General features: G+C 72.8%; 18 protein-coding genes and 1 pseudogene. 10 read left to right on the forward strand and 9 right to left on the reverse strand.

What is annotated here, in order from left to right; genetic code table 11:
• Nucleotides 1–891 (forward strand): dicarboxylate/amino acid:cation symporter (locus BJF79_RS01090; protein WP_075894594.1); only part of this gene is annotated, 891 nt, incomplete at its 5' end.
• Between the two features lie 165 nt (nucleotides 892–1056).
• The gene (locus BJF79_RS01095; RefSeq protein WP_075894595.1) at nucleotides 1057–1752 is read left to right on the forward strand and encodes a TetR/AcrR family transcriptional regulator; all 696 of its coding nucleotides are present in this window, start codon (nucleotides 1057–1059) and stop codon (nucleotides 1750–1752) included.
• Here the strand turns inward: BJF79_RS01095 and BJF79_RS01100 are convergent.
• On the reverse strand, nucleotides 1728–2291 hold the full coding sequence (locus BJF79_RS01100) for a hypothetical protein (protein WP_262401353.1): 564 nt from the start codon (nucleotides 2289–2291) through the stop codon (nucleotides 1728–1730). The two genes, BJF79_RS01095 and BJF79_RS01100, sit on opposite strands and share 25 nt — an antisense overlap.
• Nucleotides 2292–2972: 681 nt before the next feature.
• On the opposite strand from BJF79_RS01100, the gene BJF79_RS01105 reads away from it, so the two are divergent.
• The 6 genes from BJF79_RS01105 to BJF79_RS01130 all read left to right on the forward strand — a co-directional run bounded on the left by BJF79_RS01105 (nucleotide 2973) and on the right by BJF79_RS01130 (nucleotide 9466).
• Nucleotides 2973–3746, forward strand: coding sequence for a CHAP domain-containing protein (locus BJF79_RS01105; RefSeq protein WP_075894596.1), 774 nt, complete (start codon nucleotides 2973–2975; stop codon nucleotides 3744–3746).
• A gap of 177 nt (nucleotides 3747–3923) precedes the next feature.
• Entirely contained in the window at nucleotides 3924–4415 is a 492-nt protein-coding gene (locus tag BJF79_RS01110) for a (2Fe-2S)-binding protein (protein WP_075894597.1), read from the forward strand.
• Nucleotides 4412–6784, forward strand: coding sequence for a xanthine dehydrogenase family protein molybdopterin-binding subunit (locus tag BJF79_RS01115; protein ID WP_075894598.1), 2373 nt, complete (start codon nucleotides 4412–4414; stop codon nucleotides 6782–6784). The genes BJF79_RS01110 and BJF79_RS01115 overlap by 4 nt, the downstream gene beginning before the upstream one ends.
• Nucleotides 6781–7638 carry an FAD binding domain-containing protein gene (locus BJF79_RS01120; protein ID WP_075894599.1) on the forward strand — a complete coding sequence of 286 codons (858 nt, stop codon included), beginning with the start codon at nucleotides 6781–6783 and terminating at the stop codon, nucleotides 7636–7638. Before BJF79_RS01115 ends, BJF79_RS01120 begins: the two co-directional genes overlap by 4 nt.
• A gap of 88 nt (nucleotides 7639–7726) precedes the next feature.
• A complete protein-coding gene (locus BJF79_RS57905; RefSeq protein ID WP_075894600.1) occupies nucleotides 7727–8677 on the forward strand; it encodes an SRPBCC family protein in 951 nt (316 codons plus the stop codon).
• A gap of 255 nt (nucleotides 8678–8932) precedes the next feature.
• Nucleotides 8933–9466, forward strand: coding sequence for a class I SAM-dependent methyltransferase (locus BJF79_RS01130; RefSeq protein ID WP_262401354.1), 534 nt, complete (start codon nucleotides 8933–8935; stop codon nucleotides 9464–9466).
• A 7-nt stretch (nucleotides 9467–9473) separates the two neighbouring features.
• On the opposite strand, the gene BJF79_RS01135 is transcribed toward BJF79_RS01130, so the two are convergent.
• The 5 genes and pseudogenes from BJF79_RS01135 to BJF79_RS01150 all read right to left on the reverse strand — a co-directional run bounded on the left by BJF79_RS01135 (nucleotide 9474) and on the right by BJF79_RS01150 (nucleotide 18184).
• Entirely contained in the window at nucleotides 9474–12989 is a 3516-nt protein-coding gene (locus BJF79_RS01135) for a bifunctional glycosyltransferase family 2 protein/CDP-glycerol:glycerophosphate glycerophosphotransferase (protein WP_075894601.1), read from the reverse strand.
• Between the two features lie 253 nt (nucleotides 12990–13242).
• Nucleotides 13243–15854: pseudogene (locus BJF79_RS57915) on the reverse strand (CDP-glycerol glycerophosphotransferase family protein).
• Nucleotides 15855–15927: 73 nt separating this feature from the next.
• The gene (locus BJF79_RS57920) at nucleotides 15928–16686 is read right to left on the reverse strand and encodes a glycosyltransferase family 2 protein (protein ID WP_262401357.1); all 759 of its coding nucleotides are present in this window, start codon (nucleotides 16684–16686) and stop codon (nucleotides 15928–15930) included.
• A 171-nt stretch (nucleotides 16687–16857) separates the two neighbouring features.
• Nucleotides 16858–17781: a hydrogen peroxide-inducible genes activator gene (locus tag BJF79_RS01145; protein ID WP_262401358.1), complete on the reverse strand. Its 924-nt coding sequence runs from the start codon at nucleotides 17779–17781 to the stop codon at nucleotides 16858–16860.
• A 52-nt stretch (nucleotides 17782–17833) separates the two neighbouring features.
• Complete coding sequence (locus BJF79_RS01150) at nucleotides 17834–18184, reverse strand: hypothetical protein (RefSeq protein ID WP_075894603.1); 351 nt, start codon at nucleotides 18182–18184, stop codon at nucleotides 17834–17836.
• A 202-nt stretch (nucleotides 18185–18386) separates the two neighbouring features.
• Between BJF79_RS01150 and BJF79_RS65190 the strand changes: the two genes are divergently transcribed.
• Entirely contained in the window at nucleotides 18387–18824 is a 438-nt protein-coding gene (locus tag BJF79_RS65190; protein WP_143219632.1) for an FAD-dependent monooxygenase, read from the forward strand.
• On the opposite strand, the gene BJF79_RS01160 is transcribed toward BJF79_RS65190, so the two are convergent.
• From BJF79_RS01160 to BJF79_RS52655, 3 genes are all read right to left on the reverse strand, one after another.
• Nucleotides 18781–19503, reverse strand: coding sequence for an SDR family oxidoreductase (locus BJF79_RS01160; RefSeq protein WP_075894604.1), 723 nt, complete (start codon nucleotides 19501–19503; stop codon nucleotides 18781–18783). The two genes, BJF79_RS65190 and BJF79_RS01160, sit on opposite strands and share 44 nt — an antisense overlap.
• Nucleotides 19504–19514: 11 nt before the next feature.
• On the reverse strand, nucleotides 19515–19985 hold the full coding sequence (locus BJF79_RS66355) for a helix-turn-helix transcriptional regulator (protein WP_410050022.1): 471 nt from the start codon (nucleotides 19983–19985) through the stop codon (nucleotides 19515–19517).
• 341 nt (nucleotides 19986–20326) lie between these two features.
• The gene (locus tag BJF79_RS52655) at nucleotides 20327–21856 is read right to left on the reverse strand and encodes a serine/threonine-protein kinase (protein ID WP_262401360.1); all 1530 of its coding nucleotides are present in this window, start codon (nucleotides 21854–21856) and stop codon (nucleotides 20327–20329) included.
• A gap of 156 nt (nucleotides 21857–22012) precedes the next feature.
• Between BJF79_RS52655 and BJF79_RS01175 the strand changes: the two genes are divergently transcribed.
• The gene (locus BJF79_RS01175) at nucleotides 22013–22648 is read left to right on the forward strand and encodes a GNAT family N-acetyltransferase (protein WP_083733069.1); all 636 of its coding nucleotides are present in this window, start codon (nucleotides 22013–22015) and stop codon (nucleotides 22646–22648) included.
• Nucleotides 22649–22650: the final 2 nt, after the last annotated feature.

The raw sequence follows: 22650 nt of genomic DNA on the forward strand, positions 1-22650 counted from the left end.
GGCAACGTGCTGGGCGTCGTGACGTTCGCCGTCCTGTTCGGCGCCGCGCTCGTCGCGATCGGGGAGCGCGGCGAACGCCTGACGAGCCTCATCGACGACCTGTACGCGGTCATGCAGAAGGCCGTGTGGTGGGTGGTGCGGCTGACCCCGATCGGGTCGTTCTTCCTGATCGCCGCGGTCGTCTCGACGTACGGGCCGTCCTCGCTCGCGCCGCTCGCGAAGTTCACCGGCGCGATCTACCTGGGCCTCGCGCTGATGCTGGTCGTCGGCTACCCGGTGCTGCTGCGCGCGTTCGGGCGCGTCAACCCGCTGCGCTTCTACCGCAACTCGTGGCCCGCGATCCAGTTCGGGTTCGTGTCGTCGTCGTCGCTGGCGACGCTGCCGATCGCGCAGCGGGTGTCGATCGAGCGCAACGGCGTCCAGCCCGAGTACGCCAGTTTCGCGCAGCCGCTCGGCGCGACGATCAAGTTCGACGGCTGCGGCGCGATCTACCCGGCGATCGCCGCGGTGTTCGTCGCGCAGTACACCGGCGTGCAGCTCGGCCTCGGCGAGTACGCGCTGATCGCGCTGGCCGCCGTCATCGGGCAGATCGGCACCGGCGGCACCCCCGGCCCGGCGCTGGTCGCGCTCACCCTGACGCTGACCACCGTGGGCCTGCCGCTGGAGGCCGTCGGCTACCTCATCGCGATCGACAAGGTCATCGACATGGGCCGCACCGCGACGAACGTCACCGGGCAGCTCACCGTCCCCGTCCTGGTCGCCCGCTCCGAGGGGATCCTGGACGACGAGGTGTTCAACGGGCACAGCCGTCCGCTCGACGCGCCGCCGTCCGACGCCGTGACCGGCGAGAAGACCGAGGACGACCGCGAGGCCGCACCCCAGCCCGCCTAGCGGGCCCCTCCCGACGTTGATCTGCGGCGTGTTGCCCTTATGGGCGCCCGAGTTAGGGCAACACGCCGCAGATCAACGAAACCCTTGGTGGTTGCCGCACTCGCCTTACTTCGTTCTGGGGACGCCGAGTAACCTTGCCCCGACGGCTAGTCACCGGAGGGGGCGATGACCGGACGGACCGGCGGCGGGGGCGGCACGGAGGTGGTGCCCGGGTCGCGTTCGGCCCTCGACCCCGGCCGCGCGATCAAACCCGGACGGCACGGCCTGTCCCCCGAGGCCGTCGCCGACATCCAGCGCGGACGCCTCATCGACGCGCTCGTCGAGGTGGTGTCGGCGCGCGGCTACCCGCAGGCGACGATCAGCGGCGTCGCGGGCGCCGCCGGGGTCACGAAGAAGACCTTCTACGAGCACTTCGACTGCCTCGACGCGTGCTTCCTCGCCGCCTACCGGCGCGGCATGGACATCCTGTACCGCCGGATGACCGCCGCCCGCGAGTCCGCGCCGTCCTGGCCGGACGGCGTCCACGCGGCGCTGGGCACGATGCTCGCGCTGCTCGCCCGCGAGCCGCGCTTCGCCCGCGCGGCCCTCATCGAGGCGAACGCCGCGGGCCCGTCCGTCCGGCTGGCCCGCCTCGACGACCTCGCCCGCTTCCGCGCGTTCTTCGCGGCCCCGGGCGTCCCGCCCGTCCCGGACGCGGTGGCCGACGCGATCGTCGGCGGCATCGTGAGCGCCGTCCGCGTCAAGATCGAGACCGGCGACGACGATCTGCGCTCGCTGCTGCCGTCCCTCACCTACTTCGCCGTCCTCCCCCTCCTCGGCCGCGAAGCCGCCACCCCCTACCTGACCGACACCCCCGGTTGACCCCGCCCCGAATACGAACCCCGCGACGTCACGTGCCGGGCGGTCCTCGCCCATCCCCGATCGCCGCCACGGACACGAGGGGCGAGGACCGTCCCGCGACCAACGGGGGGTTCCAGGGGGCGCCCCCCTGGGGAAGTCACGCGTGCAGGCTGACGGCGTAGGCCGGGCCCGGTTGGTGAGGGCGCGCGGGACGCGGCGGTGGACGCGGACGCGGTTCGCGCGCAGGGGGCGTTCGGTGACGCGGTCCGGGTGATCACGACCTCGGCCAGTTCGCCCGCGATGAGGGTGCTGACGCGGGCGTCGGCGGTCGCGCCGTGGCCGGGCGGCCAGGTGGTGAGCCAGACGGGGATGCCGCCCGCGTCATCGAGCCGGATGCGCGCGGGGCCGGCCTCGTCGAAGCCGATCAGCCGCCACCAGTCGGCGGGACGGGCGGCGAGGGCGTGCACGCGGGCGGCGAGCCGGCCGATCGTCGGCGGGCGGGCGGTGAGCGCGCGGCCGTGCGGGTCGTCCTGGCCGCGCATGGTGAGATCGGGAACCATGTCCGAAAAGGGTCCTTCGTGTGACGGGCCGATCCCGGGGCAACCACCCCGGGGATGAACGGTGATCAGCGGCGACACGAAGGACACAGCGCGCTGGCCACGCGGCGGAGCGCCACGGGGCCGTTGAGAGTGATGCGCGCTGGCATGTGGTCCAGCGAACACTCCGTGACGGCCCGCTGTCAAGTCGATCACACCTTGCCGAACGCGGGACGTAACCCCAGGTCAGTACAGACTTCCCTCGTGGGGTCAGTCATGTGTTTTCCTGCGAAAACCCTGATGGACGGGACGAACCCCCGTTACCGTCTGTCGTACGCCGCCCACGCGGCGCGGGGGCCGGACCGCGAGGGCAGTACGCAGCAGGAGGGACATGACCCCCGAGAACGAGAGAACAGCCGCCGCCGAAGCGGCGAATATGGACAAGGTGGACGTGCATTGGGGCGTCCACAATCCGACCGAACCCGACGAGGCGCAGGTCCTCGAACGGCTCTACGGCACGCCGGAGGCCGACGGGGTCTTCCGCCTGGCCGCGGCGACCACGGCGACGGCCGCCGTGCCGTCCGGCGCGCAGGCGATGATCGACGAGGCCCGCAAGTCGCTCGGCATGTCGGGACGGCCGAACAAGATCACGCGCGAGTACGCGTCCAGGCACGGTGACGAGTTCCTGTCGGCGCGTGGTGCGACATGGCGATCACCTACTGGGCCCGCCACAGCGGGACGGCCGAGGCGGTGCTCCCCGCCGGGGACCGCGCCTACACGCCCTGGCACGCCGGCGACTTCCAGAAGATCGGCCGCTGGCACACCGGGACGACCTCGCGGGTCAACGCCGCCAAACCGGGCGACATCGTGTTCTTCGACTGGGGAGAGTCGAACACGATCGGGGCGATCGACCACGTCGGCGTCGTCGAGCGGGTGCTCGGCGGCGGACGGGTCCAGACGATCGAGGGCAACACCGGCGACGCGTGCAAGCGGCGCGTCCGCGGATCGGGAGTGATCGCGGGATACGGGCGGCCCGCCTACAACGAGGAGGACGACATGCCGGACTACGTGAGCGTCGGGGTCGAGTCCCCGCAGGATCTGCCGCCGAACGAGTGGGTCACGGTGACCTGGGGCAAGGAGTTCGCCGACGCCGAGCACCACCACTGGGACAAGGGCGGGACGTCGTTCGTCATCGGCCCCGCGCGGTACTCGGTGACGGCGAACGTGCGCATCAGCGGGCTGCCGAAGGGCACCGAACTGCAGGCGCGCGCGATCGAGAACGCCGAGGACGGCAGCGGGTTCGACTCGGGTCCGCTGGCCGAGTACACCGCGACGGACGGCGACACGTTCGTCCACTACGCCCTGCCCGCCGACACGGTCGGCGAGGGGTACCGGGTGCGGTTCCAGGTGATCCACTACGGGACGGCGCCCGCGCGGCTCGTCGGCGGCAGCGCGAAGGCGTTCGCGTGGCCGACCTGACGTAACCGGTACTGGCCGGATATCGGGAAATTCGGGTCTGGTCCGGATTTCAACAACGGCATACGTTCATTGGATCGCCTTCCACGGAGGCCCCGATGGCGTGGTCGAACCGGCAGCGCGCCCCTCCCGGGGACGTCTCGCGCACGAGTCCACCCCGAGACGTCCCTGGGAGAACGCATGCCACGTATCCGTGTCGAGGTAGATGGGGCGACGTACGAGGACGACGTCGAACCCCGCCTCCTGCTCGTCCACTACCTGCGCGAACGGCTGGGGAAGGTCGGAACCCCGGTCGGCTGTGACACCACCAACTGCGGAGCGTGCACCGTCCTGCTGGACGGGCTGAGCGTGAAGAGCTGCTCCGTGCTCGCCGTCCAGGCGGACGGCCGCGACGTGACGACGATCGAGGGGCTGGGCGCGGGCGGGCCGCACCCGCTGCAGCGCGCCTTCCACGAGGAGCACGGGCTCCAGTGCGGCTACTGCACCCCCGGCATGATCATGGCGGCGCTCGATCTGCTGCGGGAGAACCCCGACCCGTCCGACGACGAGATCCGGGAGGGGCTCGAAGGGAACCTGTGCCGCTGCACCGGCTACCAGAACATCGTGCGCTCGGTGCGGCGCGCGGCCGGCGACATGCGGCGTCCGGTGCAGGAGCCGGAGGTGGCCTCATGACCGCGACCGACGACCGGCCGGCGGAGATCGGGTCGGCGCGCCGCAGGTCGGAGGACGCGCGGCTGGTCACGGGCCGGACGCGCTGGACCGACAACATCGCGCCCGCCGGGACGCTGCACGTGGCGTTCCTGCGCAGCCCGCACGCGCACGCGCGGATCGAGCGGGTCGACACGTCCGGGGCGAAGGGCCTGCCGAACGTCGTGGCGGTGCTCTCCGGCGCCGATCTCGCGGACGAGCAGGGTTCGCTGCCGTGCGCGTGGGTCGTCACCGACGACATGAAGCATCCCGAGCACCCGCCGATGGCCGTCCGGGAAGTCCGCTATGTCGGGGAACCGGTGGCGTGCGTGGTGGCGCGCGACCGGGCCGCCGCCATGGACGCGCTGGAGGAGATCGACGTCGACTACGCGCCGCTCCCCGCCGTCGTCGACATGGACGCCGCGGTCGCGGACGGCGCCGACCTCGTGCACGACGACCTCGGGACGAACGAGTCGTACACGTGGGTGTTCGAGAACGGCGACCTGGACGCGGCGATGCGGGACGCGCCGGTCGTCCTGGAACGCCGGTACGTGCAGCAGCGGCTGATCGCGACGGCGATGGAACCGCGGTCGGTGGTGTGCGTGCCGGAGGGCGACGAGTTCACGCTGTACTCGGCGACGCAGATCCCGCACATCCTGCGGCTGATGCTCGCGACCGTCACCGGGATCCCCGAGCACCGCCTGCGCGTGGTGGCGCCGGACGTCGGCGGCGGGTTCGGCTCGAAGCTGCAGGTGTACGGCGAGGAGGTGCTCGCGCTGCTGCTGGCGAAGCGGCTCGGCCGTCCGGTGAAGTGGACGGAGTCGCGCAGCGAGGGCAACATGACCGTCCACCACGGCCGCGACCAGATCCAGCGGCTCACCCTCGCCGCCGACGCGGACGGCCGCGTCCGCGGCCTCAAGGTGGATCTGCTCGCCGACATGGGCGCCTACCTGATGCTGGTCACGCCCGGGATCCCGCTGCTCGGCGCGTTCATGTTCAACGGCATCTACAAGATGGACGCGTACTCGTTCACCTGCACGGGCGTGTTCACGACGAAGACGCCGACGGACGCCTACCGGGGCGCGGGCCGTCCGGAGGCGACGTACGCGATCGAGCGGCTCATGGACGAGCTGGCCGCCCACCTGGACCTCGACCCGATCGAGGTGCGGCGCCGCAACTGGATCGGGCACGAGGAGTTCCCGTACGACACGATCGCGGGCCTCACCTACGACAGCGGGAACTACGAGGCCGCGACCGAGCAGGCGCTGCGCCTCCTGGAGTACGACAAGCTGCGCGCCGAGCAGGCCGACCGGCGGGACCGGCGCGATCCGGTGCAACTCGGGATCGGCGTGTCGACGTTCACCGAGATGTGCGGGCTCGCGCCGTCGCGCGTCCTCGGGTCCCTGTCGTACGGCGCGGGCGGCTGGGAGCACGCGGCGGTGCGGGTGCTGCCGTCCGGGAAGGTCGAGGTGGTGACCGGTTCGTCCGCGCACGGGCAGGGCCACGAGACGGCCTGGGCGCAGATCGCCGCCGACCGGCTCGGCGTTCCCTTCGACGACGTGCGGGTGCTGCACGGCGACACGGCCGTGTCGCCGAAGGGCATGGACACCTACGGTTCGCGGTCGCTCGCCGTCGGCGGCGTCGCGCTGTACTCGGCGTGCGACAAGGTCGTCGAGAAGGCGAAGAAGGTCGCGGCCCACCTGCTCGAAGCGTCCGAGGACGACATCGAGTTCGCCGCCGGACGCTTCGGCGTGCGCGGCGTCCCCGACTCCGGCACGACGATCCAGGAGGTCGCGACGGCCGCGTTCGCCGCGCACGACCTGCCGGACGGCGTCGAACCGTCCCTCGACTCCGACGCGACGTTCGACCCGGACAACTTCTCGTTCCCGCACGGCACGCACCTGTGCGCCGCCGAGGTCGACACCGAGACCGGAATGGTGAAAATCCGAAAATACGTCGCGGTGGACGATGTGGGGAAGGTCGTGAACCCGCTGATCGTCGAGGGCCAGGTCCACGGCGGGCTCGCGCAGGGCATCGCGCAGGCCCTGTTCGAGGAGGCGGTCTACGACGCCGACGGCAACCTCACCACCACCACGATGGCCGACTACCTCATCCCGTCCGCGGCCGATCTGCCCGAGTTCGTCACCGACCGCACCGAGACGCCCGCGACGTCCAACCCGCTCGGCGTCAAGGGCGTCGGCGAGGCGGGCACCATCGCCTCCACCCCGGCGGTCGTCAACGCGATCGTGGACGCGCTGCGCCCGTTCGGCGTCTCCGACGTCCCGATGCCGTGCACGCCCGAACGCGTCTGGCGGGCACTGCGCGACGGCGAGAGCGCGGGAGGCGCCCGATGATCCCCGCGACGTTCGACTACACCCGTCCCGCCACGGTGGACGACGCCGTCGCCGCCCTCGCCGACGCGGGCGAGGACGCGAAGGTGCTCGCCGGCGGGCAGAGCCTCATGCCGCTGCTGCGGATGCGGCTCGCGTTCCCCGAAACCCTCATCGACCTCGACCGCGTCGACGAACTCCGGGAGATCCGCGACGACGGAACGTCGCTGGTCATCGGCTCGATGGCCACCCACCACGAGGTGATCCGCGACCCGCTCGTGCGCGCGCACGCACCCCTGCTCGTCCGCGCCACCGAGACCGTCGCGGACCCGGCCGTCCGGCACCGCGGCACGTTCGGCGGTTCCCTCGCGCACGCCGACCCGGCCGGCGACCTGCCCGCCGTCGCCCTCGCGCTCGACGCGGTGCTGCTCGCCCGGTCGGCGCGCGGCGAGCGCGAGATCCCGGCGGCGGAGTTCTTCGTCGACTGGATGACGTCGGCGCTGGAACCCGACGAACTGCTGACGGGCGTCCGGGTGCCCAAGCTCGGCGACGGGTGGGGCGTCCACTACGAGAAGTTCCACCGGACGGCCCAGGCGTGGGCGATCGTCGGCGTGGCGTGCGCCGTCCGGCGGGAGAACGGCGCGGTCGCCGACGCCCGCGTCGCGTTGACGAACGTGGGCCCCGCGCCGGTGCGGGCGTCCGCCGTCGAGGGCGCCCTCGCGGGCCGGACCGCCTCGGCGGACGCACTGCGCGCGTCCGCCGAACTCGCCGCCGAGGGCATCGAGCCGCCCACCGACCTGCACGGATCGTCGGAGTACCGGTCCCACCTGGCGCGCGTCCTGACGGCCCGCGCGCTGACGGCCGCCGCCGCGGTGTGATCCCTCCCCGGCCGCCCCCCTCTGGCGGGCGGCCGGGGCCCCGCCGTAGGGTCACGGGTACATCTCCGGACGATAAGGACGATTGTCTATGGAGCTCGACCACGAGTTCACCGTGCCCGTGCCCGTGGATCAGGCCTGGTCGGTGCTGCTCGACGTGGAGCGCATCGCACCGTGCATGCCGGGCGCCACCCTCGACGCGATCGACGGCGACGAGTACCGCGGCCGGATGAAGGTGCGGGTCGGCGCGATGACCATCACCTACCGCGGCACGGTCGAGATCGTCGCGGCCGACGAGGCGACCCACGAGGTCACCCTGGAGGCGTCCGCGAAGGAGGCGCGCGGCTCCGGGACGGCCGCCGCCACCGTGCGCGCCACCTTGCGGGAGACCGACGGGACGACGCGCGTCACCGTCCGCACCGAACTCAACGTCACGGGCCGCCCCGCCCAGTTCGGCCGCAACATCCTCGCCGAGGTCGGCTCCAAGATCATCGGCCGGTTCGCCAAGAACCTCGCCACCGAGATCGAGTCCCCCGCCGACGCCGCCGAACCCGCCGCGAAGACCGAGCCGTCCGCCAAAACCGGGACCGCCCCGCAACCGGAGACGTCCGCTCCGCCCGCGACGCCCGAAACGTCTGCACAGGACGACGGGTCCGCGGCTCCTCCCGCTGCCTCCGCCCCGGCGGGGACCCCCTCGCAACCGGAGTCGCCCGCGCAACCCGAACCGTCGGAGCCGCCCGCCCCGGACCAGGCGCCCGCCGAAGCCGACGTGGCCGCGCCCGCCGTGGCCGCGGAGCCGGGGGCGGCTCAGGCGGAGGTCGCGCGGCCGGTCACGGCGGCGCCGTCGGCCCGCCCGGACGAGCCGGTCGAACGTCCGGAACCGGAGGCTCCGCGGCCGACGGCCGCGCAATTCGACAACGACGCCATCGACCTGCTGGAGGTCGCCGGGCCGTCCGTCGTGAAGCGGGCCGTTCCGGCGGTGGGGGCGCTCCTCGTGCTCCTGCTCGTCATCCGGTTCCTCACCCGGCGCCGCCGGGGGTGAGGGCGGGTCAAGGGCGCGCCAACGATCCGTATCGGGACGGCGACGCGGGTGGCACGCGGGCGGCGCGATGCCGTCGGCTTGTCCCGTGGACACGATCGAGCTTCAGCGGATCGCGGAGATCGAGTACGGGAACTGGTGGTTCCGGGAGCGGCGCGCGGTCCTGACGGGTGAGCTGCCGCGGTTCGGTACGCCCGGCGCGGCGGTGGACGTCGGCGCGGGTGCGGGCACGGCGGCGCGGCTGCTCGGCGAGCACGGGTGGCACGCGACGGCGATCGACCTGAGCCCGGACGCGTGGCGCTGGCGCGCGCGCACGGCGTCGAGGCGTACGAGGGGGACGCCCGCTACCTGCAGCTTCCCGGGGAGGGGTTCGACCTGGCGCTGGCGCTGGACGTCCTGGAGCACATCGAGGACGACGGCGCGCGGCCGGCGGCCGAACTCGCGCGCGTCCTGCGGCCGGGCGGGACGGCGCTGGTGTCGGTGGCGTCGGACATGGCGCTGTGGTCGGCGCGGGACGTGGCGGCCGGGCGGGTCCGGCGGTACGGGCGCCGGGCGCTGGTGGAGTTGTTGGAGGGCGCCGGGCTGCTCGTGGAGCGCGTGTGGAGCCGGGGCGTGCTGGTGCGGCCGGTGCCGCGGCTGCTGCGGCACCGGATGTCGCGGTGCGACGACCTCGCGCCGCTGCATCCGGCGCTCAACGGGGCGCTGCGGGTGTCGGCGGTGGTGGAGCGGCGGCTCCCGGTGCGGTCGCTGCCCGGCACGTGCCTGTTCGCGCGGGCCCGCCGTCCCGGGTGAGGACGCGTCAGGTGCGCAGGCCCGTGAAGACGCGGTCGAGGACGCGGTCGGTGGCGCCGCCGTCGTCGTGCGGGCAGTACTTGACGAAGAACCGGTCGTAGGCGTCGCCGTAGGCGTCGTCGCTCTCGCCGGCGGCGCGGACGGCCTCCGCGACGTCGACCGTCCGGGTGACGACCGGGCCCGGCGCGTCCGCTTCGAGGTCGAGGTAGACGCCGCGCACGTGGTCGCGGTAGCGCTGCAGGTCGTAGGCGTAGAAGACCATGGGGCGGCCCAGGACGGCGAAGTCGAACGCGGCGGACGAGTAGTCGGTGACGAGGACGTCGGCCGCCATGTACAGGTCGGTGATGTCGGGGTAGCCGGACACGTCCATGACGAAGTCGTCGGACGGCGGCAGGTGCCGGTCGCTGACGAGGCGGTGCAGGCGCACCAGCAGGACGTGGTCGTCGCCCAGGACGCGCCGCATGGTGTCGATGTCGAGTTCCATGCGGAAGCCGCGGCGTCCGTCCGTGTAGTGCTGGTCGTCCCGCCAGGTCGGAGCGTAAAGAACGACCTTCTTGCCCTCGGGGATCCCCAGTTCCTTACGGACGTGCGTACCGAGGGCATCGGTGTCCGGGGAGCTGAGGATGTCGTTGCGCGGGAGACCCGTTTCCAGGATCTCGCCCCCGAACCGGAACGCCCGCCGCATGACCTGCGAGGCGTAGGGGCCGGAGGAGAGCAGGAAATCCCAGTGCGGGACCTCGTACTCCATCCAGTCGTGCTTCCACGCACGCTGGTACGGCATTTCCGCCAAGTCGTACGCGAGTCGCTTGAACGGGGTGCCGTGCCACGTCTGCAGGTAGGTCTGCCCAGGGCGCTTGACGTACCAGCGGGGCACACCGTGGTTCGTGACGATGTACCGTGCGCGCGCGAGCAGCCGGTAATGCTCGCGGCTGCCGTACTGGACGATCCGTGCCTCGCCGTCGACCGTGAACTGCGCGTCGCGCGACACCCACACGCATTCGGTCTCCGGCCGCCGCCGCGTCAGCTCCTCGAAGATCGCCCGCGGGTTGCAGCTGTACGACGAACCGGCGTAGCCGTCGAACACGGCGACGTCGGCGAGCGGGCTGCGCAGGTAGACCGGGTAGTCGCGGGACCGCAGGACCCGCTGCGCGTGGCCGCCGCGCTCGTCGTCGGCGAGCGCGGGCCGGACGTGCAGCCGCAGCGCGTCCGTCTGCTCCACGCCGACCGTGAACTCCCGCCCGCCGACCGTGTGCCGGCCCGGCAGGGACGGGACGGCGGCGCGTTCGGCCACGACGGCGACGTCCCCCGAACGGGTCGGCGCGAGCACGCTCCAGGTGCCCGCGGCGAGCGGGACGTCGTGCCCGAACACGGCCGTCTCGGCGGGCGTGAACGTGGCGGTGAACCGGCTCCCGTCCCAGGTCACGGGCACGCGGTGCGTCTCCCCGGTCTCCGGGCGGCCGAGGAGGAAGTGCGCGGGCGGGCCCTGCGGGTCGACGAACTCGCCGGCGAGCGTCAGGTGCCCCGACCCGTCCCAGCGGGCCGCCGTGACGACCGGGCGCGGCGTCCGCTCGATGCCGCGCAGGTTCCCGAACGACGTCCGGGTGAGAACGTACTCGCGTTCCCGCCACAGGAACCTGGCCTCGGTAAGCGCGGGCGCGACGGTGAGGCGCAGCGGCCCGCCCTCGCCCGTCAGCCGGACCTCCCAGTCGAGGACGTCCCGCAGGTGCGCCCCGTACGGGCGGACCGGCTCGTCGTCCGGCATCAGATCGGCCAGCGGCAGCGTCGCCGTGAACCCGAACCCGGTGCCCTCGACCGTCTGCAGGACCGCCGCCGGGCGCAGCGTCACCTCGCCGCGGACGTCCGTACCGCCGTGCCGCCGGAACGCGAGGACGGACGCGTGCGGCCCGAGCGCCCGTTTCGTCCAGCCGCTGAGCAGCAGCGTGTCCCCCGACCGCCGGTACTCGGTCACGACCGCCCGGGACCGCTTCACGTGCACGACGAACCCGTCGTCGTCCGCGGCGGGCTGCACCGCGACCAGCTCGTCCACCTGCCGCGCCGCGGTCCACCGCACCGCGGGCTCGACCGCGTCGAGCCGCTGCACCGCGCGGCGGCCCGCCGTCGCGACCTCCGTGTACAGCCGCCAGGTGCCCGACCGCCACTCGTCCCCGTCCAGCAGGTACTCCGGCTCGATCCGCACCGCGAACCCCGACCAGTCGAGGCACACCCGCGACTGCCCCGACCGGGCCGTCGCCTCCGGGCGCCGCACCCGCTCGACGGGCAGCCCCACCTCGCGTCCGGTCTTCGCGTTCCGCATCCACACCCGGATGCGCGAGTCGCGGACGTCCGACACCTCCAGCCGGTCGAAGTGCGCCCAGCCCTCGATGATCAGCGTGTCGCCGTCCCAGCCGACCCGGTCGATGTCCGCGCGCAGGTCGAACTCGTCGGTGACGTCGTACACCTCGTCGGGGATCGCGCGGTCCGGGTCGTCGAAGAACGGGTACCGCGCGTACCAGCGGGGCCGGAACCGGCCGCGCGCCTCGATCGGGACGTCGGCGAGGCCGCCCTCCTGGAACGCGAGGACCTCCAGCAGTTCGCGCGGCATCCGCTCGCGCAGCAGGTGCAGTTCGAGGCGGCGGATCGACTCCAGTCCCTCGGCCGCCTCCGGCCCCGCCTCCGTCACGATCCGCGCGCCGAGGTCGACGAGCCGCTCCCGCTCCTGGAGCGTCGCGGCCGGCAGTGCCCGGACGAACGCGTGCATGTCGACGTCGAGGATCTGCGCGTGGAACGCGGGCAGCAGGCCCGGGGCGTGCTCGGCGAACAGGCGCTGGACGATGTCCAGGGCGGCGTGCCGGTCGTTGAGCAGCACCGGCTCGGTCAGGCGGTCGGTGAGCGAGCCGGGGCGGCGCCGCCAGAAGTAGACGGGCGCGTCGACGGTGTCGACGGCGGCGGCGAGCGCGTGCGTCAGCAGCGCCACCGGCAGGTCCTCGAACAGGTTCGGCGGGAACTGGAACTTGTTCGCGTCCCAGAACGCCCGCCGGAAGACCTTGTTGCCGATCGTCCGGTCCCGCAGCAGTTCGGGCCGCCGCGTGACGTGCGTCGCCCGCGCCGGCTCCGCGTACGCCTCCGAATGCGGGCGGGACGGTTCGACCCGCTCCCCGTCGAGCCGCTGCAGGTTCCCGCCCGCGATGTCCGACCCGGTCGACTCCAGCGACGCGACCAGCAGCTCGTACGCGTACGGCGGGAGCACGTCGTCGCCGTCGACGAACGCCAGGTACCGTCCGGTCGCGTGCGAGACGCCGACGTTGCGCGCGGGCCCCGGACCCGTCCCCTCGCCGCCGCCCCGCACCAGGACGAACCGGTCGTCGCGGGCGGCGAACCTCTCGGCGACCGCCGCACCGCCGTCGGTCGACCCGTCGTCGACCATGACCACCTGCATGTCGCGGAACGTCTGCCCGGCGATCGACTCCAGGCACTCGGCGAGGAACAGCCCGACGTCCTTGAACGGCACGACGACGCTGAGCAGGGCGGGCTTGGCCTTCGCGGCGTGCGCGCGGCCCTCGCCAGGGCTTCCGCGTCCGGCCGGGTGACGGGTTTCGTCTCGTCCGCCGCGCCGGCGACCGCGTTCGGCGCCGGCGCCGCCTCGGGTCTCGCGGCGTGCCGCGCGGCGTGCCGTGCCGCGTGCCGCGCGGCGTGCCTCGGCTCCGGCTTCGCGCCGCCGGTCGTCCTGCTGGTCTCGGAGTTGGTCTTGGGGGACACGGAAAGCTCCCGGTCGGTCGTCAGTTTGCGGGGTTGTGAAGGACGCGGTCGAGGACCCGGGAGGCGGCGTGGCCGTCGTCGTGCGGGCAGTACCTGGCGGCGAACGCGGCGCGGGCGGACCGGTACCCGGCGTCCAGCGCGTCCGGCTCGCACAGCGCGTCCACGACGTCCTGCGTGGTGTGCAGCAGCGGCCCGGGGGCCTCGGCGTCGAAGTCGAAGTAGAAACCGCGCACGTGGTCGCGGTATCGCTCCAGGTCGTAGGTGAAGAACGCCATCGGACGGCCGGTGACCGCGAAGTCGAACATCGAGGACGAGTAGTCGGTGACGAGGACGTCGCTGATCAGATACAGCTCGGAGATGTCCGGATAGACCGAGACGTCCATGACGCAGTCGCCCGGCGTCCACTTCGGGCGGTCCGTCACCAGGTAGTGGGTGCGCAGCAGGAGGACGTGGTCGCGGCCCAGGGTCCGCCGGAAGCGGTCCACGTCGAACTCCAGGCGGAACGCGCGCTTGCCGATGGCGTGGTGGAAGTCGTCCCGCCAGGTGGGCGCGTACAGGACGACGCGCTTGCCCTTCGGGATGCCGAGGCGGCGCCGGACGGCGGCCGCGATGTCGTCCCGGTGCGGGCTGTTCAGGATGTCGTTGCGCGGATACCCGCTCTCCAGGACCTCACCGTCGTACGCGAAGGCCCGGCGGAACAGCGGCTCGGAGAACCCGTTCTGCGTCAGCAGCAGATCCCAGTGCTGGACGTCGTGTTCCATCCAGTTGACGCCCTCAGTCCGCTTGAAGGGCATCTCCTTGCGTCGTAGCCCAGTTTCTTCAGGGGCGTTCCATGCCAGCACTGCACGTACGTCTGGTCTTCGCGCTTGACGAACCAGGGCTGCTGCGACCAGTTCCCGAAGACGTACCGCGCGCGCGCCAGCGCCTCGTAGTACTCCCGCGTACCGGACAGGACGACACGCGCACCCGGGGGCCGCCCGAACTGGCCGTTGGACGTGACCCAAACGCACTCGACGTCGGTCCCCCGGCGGCGGAGCTCGTCGTAAATACCGCGCGGATTGCAGGAGTACTGGCGTCCCCGATAGGCGTCGAACACGGCGAGTTCACGCGGGGGCAGGTTCAGGTGGCGCCGGTAGTGCCCGGACCGGAGCCGCCGCTGCGCGTACTCGCCGCGCTCGTCCTCGTCGAGCGCGGCCTCGACGCGGAACTGCAGCCGGTCGGTCTTGTACGCGCGGACGGTCACGCGGTGCAGGCCCGTCTCGTGCGGATCGGGCAGGTCGCGCAGCGCGTGCCGGCGGACGGCGACGGGACGTTCGCCGTCGCCGGTCTCCGCGAGGACGTCCCAGCGGCCCGGCACCAGCGGGCGCGACAGTCCGAGGAGCGGCATCCGGGCCGGGGCGAACGACGCGGTGAACCGCTCGTCGTCCCAGCGCAGCGGCACCCGGTGCTCCTCGCTGGAGCGCCGCCGCCGCAGCAGCAGCGCGTCCGCGCGGCCCGCCGGATCGGGGCAGGCCCCGTGCAGGGTCACGACGCCGTCGGGCGCCCACGTCACCCGTTCGACGACCGGTGCCGCCTCCCGGACGACGATCCGCAGCGCGCTCCGCCGCGTCCGGGCGATCTCCAGCTCGCCGCCCGGCACGGCGAACGACGTGCCCGCCGCCTGCCGGGTGACGTGCGGGCGCGCGCCGCCGGGCAGCACGACGTCCCAGTCGCCCGGACGCCCGGCCAGCTCGCCGACCGGCAGCCGCGCGCGGAACGCGCGGCCGTCCCGCCCCGGCTCCAGCACGCCCGCGACCTTCTCCCGGGTGCCCTTCGCGGTCGCGTCGACCCGGACGTCCGCGCCCGTCGGCTCCTCGCTCCAGCCGTCGAACACCAGGTCGCCGCCCGCGATCCGGCAGCCGGTGACCGCCGCGGGCGTCCGCCGCACCTGGACGACGAACCGGTGCCGGGCCGCGACGCCCTGCACCCGCACGCCGGGCACGCACTCCAGGTCGTCCGGCCACAGCCGCGACGTCTGCGCCGGGTTGGCGAACGTGCGGCGCCGCCGGACGCCCCGGCTGACGATCTCGACGCACGGGATCCAGTCGATGTCGCGCCAGCGGCCGAACATCCGCAGCGTCGACGGGTCGATCTCGGCGACGAACCCGGACCAGTCGTAGGACACCTCCGACTGCTTCGACCGCGCCGTCACGTCCGGGCGCCGCACCCGCCGGACCGGGACCTTCAGCAGCCCCCGCCGGTTCGCGGCGAGCAGCCACAGCCGGATGCGCGAGCCTTCCACGGTCGAGGAGTCCAGGTGCCGGATGTAGGCGTGCCCCTCCAGGCGGAGCCGCCCGTCGACCCAGGTGGCGCGGTCGATCGCGGCGACGGGCGTCAGCTCGTCGGTGACGTCGTACAGGTGCGCGGGGATGCCGCGCGTCTCGTCCTCGAAGAACGGGAACTCCGCGTACCAGCGCCGCATGCCCCGCCGCACCCGCGGCGCGTCCCCCGCCCCGCCGAGCGCGGCGAACCGCAGCACTTCCTCCAGCTCGGGCAGCATCCGCTCGCGCAGCAGGTGCAGTTGCAGCCGCGACAGTGCCGGGAGCCGCTTCAGGACCCGCGGCGCGATGCGTCCGGCCAGCTCACCGCCCATCTCGACGAGTTCCGCGCGCGCTCGTCGTCGGTCTTCGGCACGGCCTCCAGCAGCACCCGCAGCTCGACGTCGATCAGCGCGTGCTCGTCATAGGCGTGAGGAGCTGCGGAGCGTACGAGGCGAGGCCGTCGCGGACGAGACGTGCCGAGCGCATCCGCTGGGAGATGTTGTCCCAGTCGTAGCGTTCCTCGGTGATGGATCCCTGTCGTTTGCGCCACAGGTAGACGGTGTCCGGCAGCACGTCAACGGACTTGGCGAGGGCATGCGCCCGCACCGTCACAGGGGGATCTTCGTAGAAACCTTTGGGGAACTCCAGGGCGATCTCGTCCCAGAACCCACGCCGGTACACCTTGTTCCAAGGCGTCCGGTCACGAATCAGGAGCGGCTGGGACGAGACGTGCGTCGACAGTCTCCGCTCCGCGAACAAGTCTTTGTGCAACACCGACTGCCATCGGCGCTCCCCGTCCGTCCGCTCGACGTTCCCGCACGCGAGATCGGACCCCGTACGTTCCAGCGACCCCACCAGCCGCATGTAGGCGTCCGGCGTGACGACGTCGTCCGCGTCGGCGAACGCGAGGTACTTCCCCTTCGCCTGCCGGACGCCCGCGTTGCGCGCGGGCCCGGGCCCCTCCTGCTCGCGGGCGACCAGCCGGAACCGCCCGTCCCGCTCGCACATCTCCTTGGCGAGCACGGCGCCGTTGTCGGTGGACCCGTCGTCCACCATGATCACCTCGAAGTCGCGGAACGACTGCCCGGACAGCGACTCCAGGCACTCCCGCAGGTACTCCTCGGTGTTGTGGAACGGGACGACGACGCTCAGCTTCGGGGACATGCGGCCTCCAGGTCGGGACGCGCGGGGCAGCCAGCGGGAAACCTCGCCTCACCGAGAATGGTAACGCCATGCGACGAGTCGACCACGGATAGCCATCACAAGGGGGTCGGCTGACGCAGACTTGACCCGGCGCGGCCCGTCCTTGACGAACCCGTGACCTTCGTTCCGCGGTCAGCGGGACGGCCGGAACCCGGGCGCTTCGGTCGCCGGATCAGAAATCGCCGCCCGCACGCTCTCCGCGAGCGCCTCGAACTCCGCCGCCCGCGGCGACGTGGCGCGATACCCCAGCCCCACCCTCCGGAACGGGGCCGGATCGCGGAACCGGTGCAGCGCCAGGTTCGGCGCCCGCCGCGTCTCCACCGGCAACGCCGCCTCCGGCACCAGCGTGACCCCCAGCCCGCCCGACACGAGCTGGACGAGCGTGGCCAGACTCGTCGCGTACGTGGCCGCCACCGCCCGCGCGCCGACCTCGCGGCACACGTCCATCGTCTGGTCCCGCAGGCAGTGCCCCTCGTTGAGGAGCAGCACGTCCAGCTCGCCCAGGACCTCCCGCGCGACGCCGTCGCTCGGCACCGCGAGATCCTGCGAGGCGGGCGCGACCAGCACGAAGTCCTCGTCGTAGAGCGGAACCTCGCGCACCCCCGCGACCGGCGAGGGCAGCGCCAGCACCACGACGTCGAGCCGTCCCGCGAGCAGCTCCGCCACGATCCCGTCCGTCCGCTCCTCGCGGACCGACAGCTCCAGCTCGGGGAAGTCCTTCGCGAGCCTCGGCAGCACGACCGGCAGCAGGTAAGGGGCGACGGTCGGGATCACCCCGACGCGCAGCGGCCCGACCAGCGGCCCCCGCACCGCCCGCACGTCCTCGACCAGCCGGTCGAGCTCGGCCAGCACCCGCTCGGCCCGCCGCGCGACCCGCTCCCCCGCCGGCGTCAGCATCACCTTCCGCGTCGTCCGCTCCACCAGCCGCGTCTCGAGCGTCTCCTCCAGCGCGGCCACGGCCCCCGACAACGCGGGCTGGCTCATCCGCAGCGCGGCGGCCGCGTCCCGAAAGTGCAGGTGCTCGGCGAGCGACAGGAACGCCCGGAGCTGAGCCACCGTAGGTCTACCAATCGCCACCCACCAAACTTACCCGCCCCTTTGACATGCTTCACACATCCGAAGCGGAATTCTCCGCCGCCCGTCGCATGTCCACCCACAACAGGGCGCTCTCCAGGGCATTTCGAAGGTGTCCGCGAACATCGCCCGCATCGGCTTTCCCGAGAAGAACCGAGAGAAATTCACCGTCCGGATATCCCGCGCCGGCCTCATCGGTGGAGTACAGCTGGGTCCAGAGGGCGATCATCATCTCGTTGCACGCACCGGCCCGGCGCAAGCCGTCCGCGCTCGAATCCGCGAAAATCTCGCGGGCAGAGACGCCGAGCCGATGTCCGAGGATTTTCAGGAACTCCTCCCTCAGATCTGACTCCAAGATGGCCTGAAACCTGCCAAAGACGTTCATCGACCGCTGATCCAGACTTCACTTGAGGGCCTCGCGGGGCAATGCCGAATTCCGCGATGCCGACGCTCCCGGCACGACGATTATGCCTTCGGTGCGACGGTTCGCGGGCGGTCAGCGGGCCGTCAGCGAGCGGTCAGGCAGGGCGCGAGACTCCACCCGACCGCCGCGGAGCGCGGCGGCCGCCCCGGCGAAGGAGAGCCGCATGAAGAACACGAACGTCCTCGTCTCCGGTGCGAGCATCGCCGGGCCGTCGCCGGCCTACTGGCTGGACCGGTACGGGTTCGAGGCGACGATCGTCGAGCGGGCGCCCGGCGTCCGGCCCGGCGGGCAGGCGATCGACGTGCGCGGCCCGGCGCTGGACGTCGCCGAGCGGCTGGGCGTCCTGGACGAGCTGCGGGGCACGGCGACCGGGCTGCGCGGGACGTCCGTCGTGGACGACGAAGGCGCGGAGGTCTTCCGCACCACCGAGCGCACGGAACTATTGAGGCGCAGAAAAATCGCCGGGGCGCGAACCTCGCGGGCTCGTCCGGACATCGAACGACATGGTGGCCGTGGTGATCGGGGGACCACGGCCGCCCCGGCGGCACAGCCGCCCGTCAGAACAGCATCCCGCCGGACGCCCGCAGGTTCTGGCCGGTGATCCAGCCGCCGTCCGGCCCGATCAGGAGCGCCACGACGTTCGCGATGTCCTCCGGGCGGCCTAGCCTCCCGAGCGCCGTGAGCATCTTCGCCTGCTCCTCGGCTTCGGGCGGGTTCGTCTCCCGGAACAGGTCGGTGTCGGTCGCCCCCGGCGACACCGAGTTCACGGTGATGCCGCGCGGGCCGAACTCGCGGGCGGCGACCGACGTCAGCCGCTCCAGCGCCGCCTTGCTCGCCGCGTAGAGCGCGTGCCCCGGCGCGGGCAGCACGGTGTTGAGCGTCGACACGTTGACGATCCGGCCCCCGTCCGGCATCAACGCCTCGGCCCGCCGCATCACCAGCAGCGGATACTTCGTGTTGACGGTCAGCACCCGGTCGAAGTCGTCGCCGGTCGTCTCGGCGATCGGCCGGTGCGGGTTCACGGCCGCGTTGTTCACCACGATGTCGAGCGACTCCCCGACGGGCTCGAACAGCGCGTCGATCGTCCCGACGTCCTCCTGGTCGGCCCGCACGGCGACGGCCCGTCCCGCGAGCTCCCGCACGAGTTCGTCCGCCGCGTCCTTCCCCTCGCGATAGCTGAACACGACCCGGGCGCCGTCCGCCGCGAGCCGTCGCACGATGGCCCGTCCGATCCCCCGCGACCCGCCGGTGACGAGCGCCGTCTTGTCCGTGAGCATCATGGTTCGCGACGTTATTCGGGGGACGCGCCGCCGTCTTGAACGAACGCGAACAGTTCGGTGGGCGTCAGGCCGCTCATCTCCCGCACGTCCCGGCTGAAGTGCGGCTGGTCCGCGTACCCGCAGGCCACGGCCGCCGCGGGGTCGCCGATCAGCAGCGCGGCGCGCTGGAACCGGGCGATCCGCGCGACCGTCTTGGGCGGCAGCCCGATGTGCCGCCGGAACCCCAGTTGCAGGTACCGGAGGCTGACCCCCAGGTCGCGCGCGACCCCGCCGACCGGACCGGCGGGGGCCTGCAGCCGCCACCAGGCCCGCAGGACCAGATCGTCCGGACGGGCCGCCGACGGCGCGAGCCACGCCGCCAGCCGCTCGTCGAGGACGTCGAACCGCGCGTCCCACCCGGGCGCTTCGGCGAGCCGGTCCGCGAGCCGCGCCGCCCGCGCGCCGAGGACGTCCGCGGGTCCGCGCCGTCGCGCCGACGAGATCGCGCAGGGGCAGGTCGCAAAGCGCGGCCACCCCCGCCGGGGTGAACCCGATCGACACCCCGCGCCGCCACCCCGCCTCGTCCGACACCAGCGGCGTGCCGCGCGGCCCGGTCACCGTCGAGCACGGCCCGTCGAAGTCGAGGATCAGGACGGCGAGGTTCAGCGGCAGGACGCGGCGGCGCAGCGGCCGTCCGGACGGCGCGGACGAACGGAACCCCGAATACCCGATGACGTACGGACGCAGCCGCGGGTGCGCCGCCCGCACGACGAACTCGCACGGGCCGGTGGCGTCCGCCATGATCGAGTGGACCTGCACGGTACCGACGATATGTTCTCGTGCCTCACGCGTCCGGGTGCGCACCCGATTCGCGTTGGGAGACGATCCAGGCGAGGAACACGACGGCGAGCGAGCCGCCGAAGATCGCGGCGGCCGCGTCGTCGTGAGAGGGATGGATCTCCGTGCCGAGCGCCGTGAAGAGAAACCACGGCCACGCGATCATGGCGACGCCTTCGAGGATCACGATCAAGCCGAACACGGCCCGCCGTGATCCGATGTCGGGGCGCCGTGCGGCCAGCCACCGGTTCGCCCCGGCGAACGCGAACATCAGTGCCACCCCGCCGCCGACCCAGCCGAAAGCCGAGGCGGGGACGATGTGGACGACATCGTCGCCCCAGTCCTCCGCCGCCAGGACGCTCGCCGTGAGCCCCACGTTGATCGCCGCCACGGCGGCGAGTGCGAGCACCGGCCGGTTCGTCCAGTTCCACAGCGCGCCGGACAGGACGATGAGCAGGCCCACCGCCACCGGGATCCAGCGGGGAACCACGTCCAGGACGAAAACCTCGTACCCGAACCACGACAGGTACAGGGTGACGGCGACGGTGCCCCAAGTGCAGGCGAGCGCGCCGCGCACGGCGGCCGCGTAATCGACCGGCGCGGAGACGCGGACGGCCGGACCGGGCACGGTACCCGCAGGCGCCATCCGGCGGGTCGGCGCGGACGAGCGGACGCCCCCGGATCGCGGCATCCGGACAGTCGGCGCGGGGGCATCGTCGGCGACGGCCGCCGCGTCCAGCAGTGCGCGGATCCGCGCGACCGACGGCCGGTCGGCGGGATCCTTGGTCAGCAGGCCGCGCATCGCCTCCGCGAGCGGTCCGCCGCACTGCGGCGGGTCCGGCTCGCGGGTCGCGATGGCGACGAACAGGCCGCCGTGCGTGGGCGCGGTGAACGGCGGGCGCCCCTCCACCGCCGCGTACAGGGTCGCGCCGAGCGACCACAGGTCCGACGCCGGGGTCACGGACCGGCCCTCGACCTGCTCCGGGGACATGTACGCGGGCGTCCCCAGCACCGCACCCGAACGGGTCAGGGTCGCGTCGCCCTCGACCGCCGCGATCCCGAAGTCGGTGAGCAGAACCCGCTCGTCCTCCAGCAGCACGTTGGCCGGTTTCACGTCGCGGTGGACGATGCCCTGCGCGTGGGCCGCCGACAGCGCGTCCAGCATCGCCAGTCCGATCGCGGCGACCCGCCGTGCGGGGAGTACGCCCTCGTCGGCCAGCACCCGGTCCAGCGACCGTCCCTGCACCAGCTCCATCACGATCCACGGGCGTCCGTCCTCGCCCACCACCCGGTCGTGGACGGTCACGATGCCCGGATGCCGCAGCCGCGCCGCGGCCCGCGCCTCCCGCTCCATCCGCGCGAACCAGACGGCCCGCTCGTCCTCGGCGACCTGCTCGGGCACGTGGATCTCCTTGACCGCGACCTCCCGGTCCAGGTCCGCGTCATGGGCCCGCCACACCGACCCCATCCCGCCCCGACCGATCCGGTCGAGCCTCCGGTACCGCCCCGCCAGCACACCCTCGCCATCCCAGCCCACGACCAAGAACCTAATGTCCGCGAACGGGCCGAAGGAAGCCTTCGGCACATCTGACAGACGACCTCGTTCCTACGAACACCAAAACCGAGCAACAGTCGGTTTTGGTGTTAACGTACAGATCGCGCCGCTCCGCACATGCCTGCCCCGGGAGGCCCGATGACCACCGGCCCGTTGTCCGTCCGGCCGGCCCGTGCCAACGACCCCGCAGAGATCGACCGGATCTACGACATCTGCCTGCGCACCGGGGCCGCCGGGAAGGACGCGACGGACCTGTTCGACGATCCCCGGCTGCTCGGTGACGTCTTCGCCGGGCCGTACCTCGCCCACTCGCCCGACCTCGCCTGGGTCCTCGCCCCCGAAGACGCCGACGGCGCGCCGTCCCTCCCCGTCGGCTACTTCCTCGCCGTCGCCGACACCCCGTCCTTCGAACGCGAACTCGAAGACGCCTGGTGGCCGCGCGTCCGCGCGCGAACCGCGGGACGGACCGTCCGGCTGAGCACCTTCGAGGGGTGGATGCACTCCTACGTCGCCGACCCGCCCCGCGCGTCCGCCGACCTCACCGGCCCTTACCCGGCCCACTTCCACGTGGACCTCCTGCCCGAGGCGCAGGGCGGCGGCCATGGGCGACGGCTGTGGGCCACCGCCATGGACGCCCTGCGCGAGCGCGGCGTACCCGGCGTCCACCTCGGCGTCTCCGCCGCCAACACCAACGCGCTGGCCTTCTACGACCACCTGGGCTTCCGGCTCCTCGACGACGGCGGCGACGCCAAGATGCTCGCCATGCGCCTTTAGCC

It is taken from the genome of Actinomadura sp. CNU-125 (assembly GCF_001942465.1).
Taxonomy (GTDB): domain Bacteria; phylum Actinomycetota; class Actinomycetes; order Streptosporangiales; family Streptosporangiaceae; genus Spirillospora.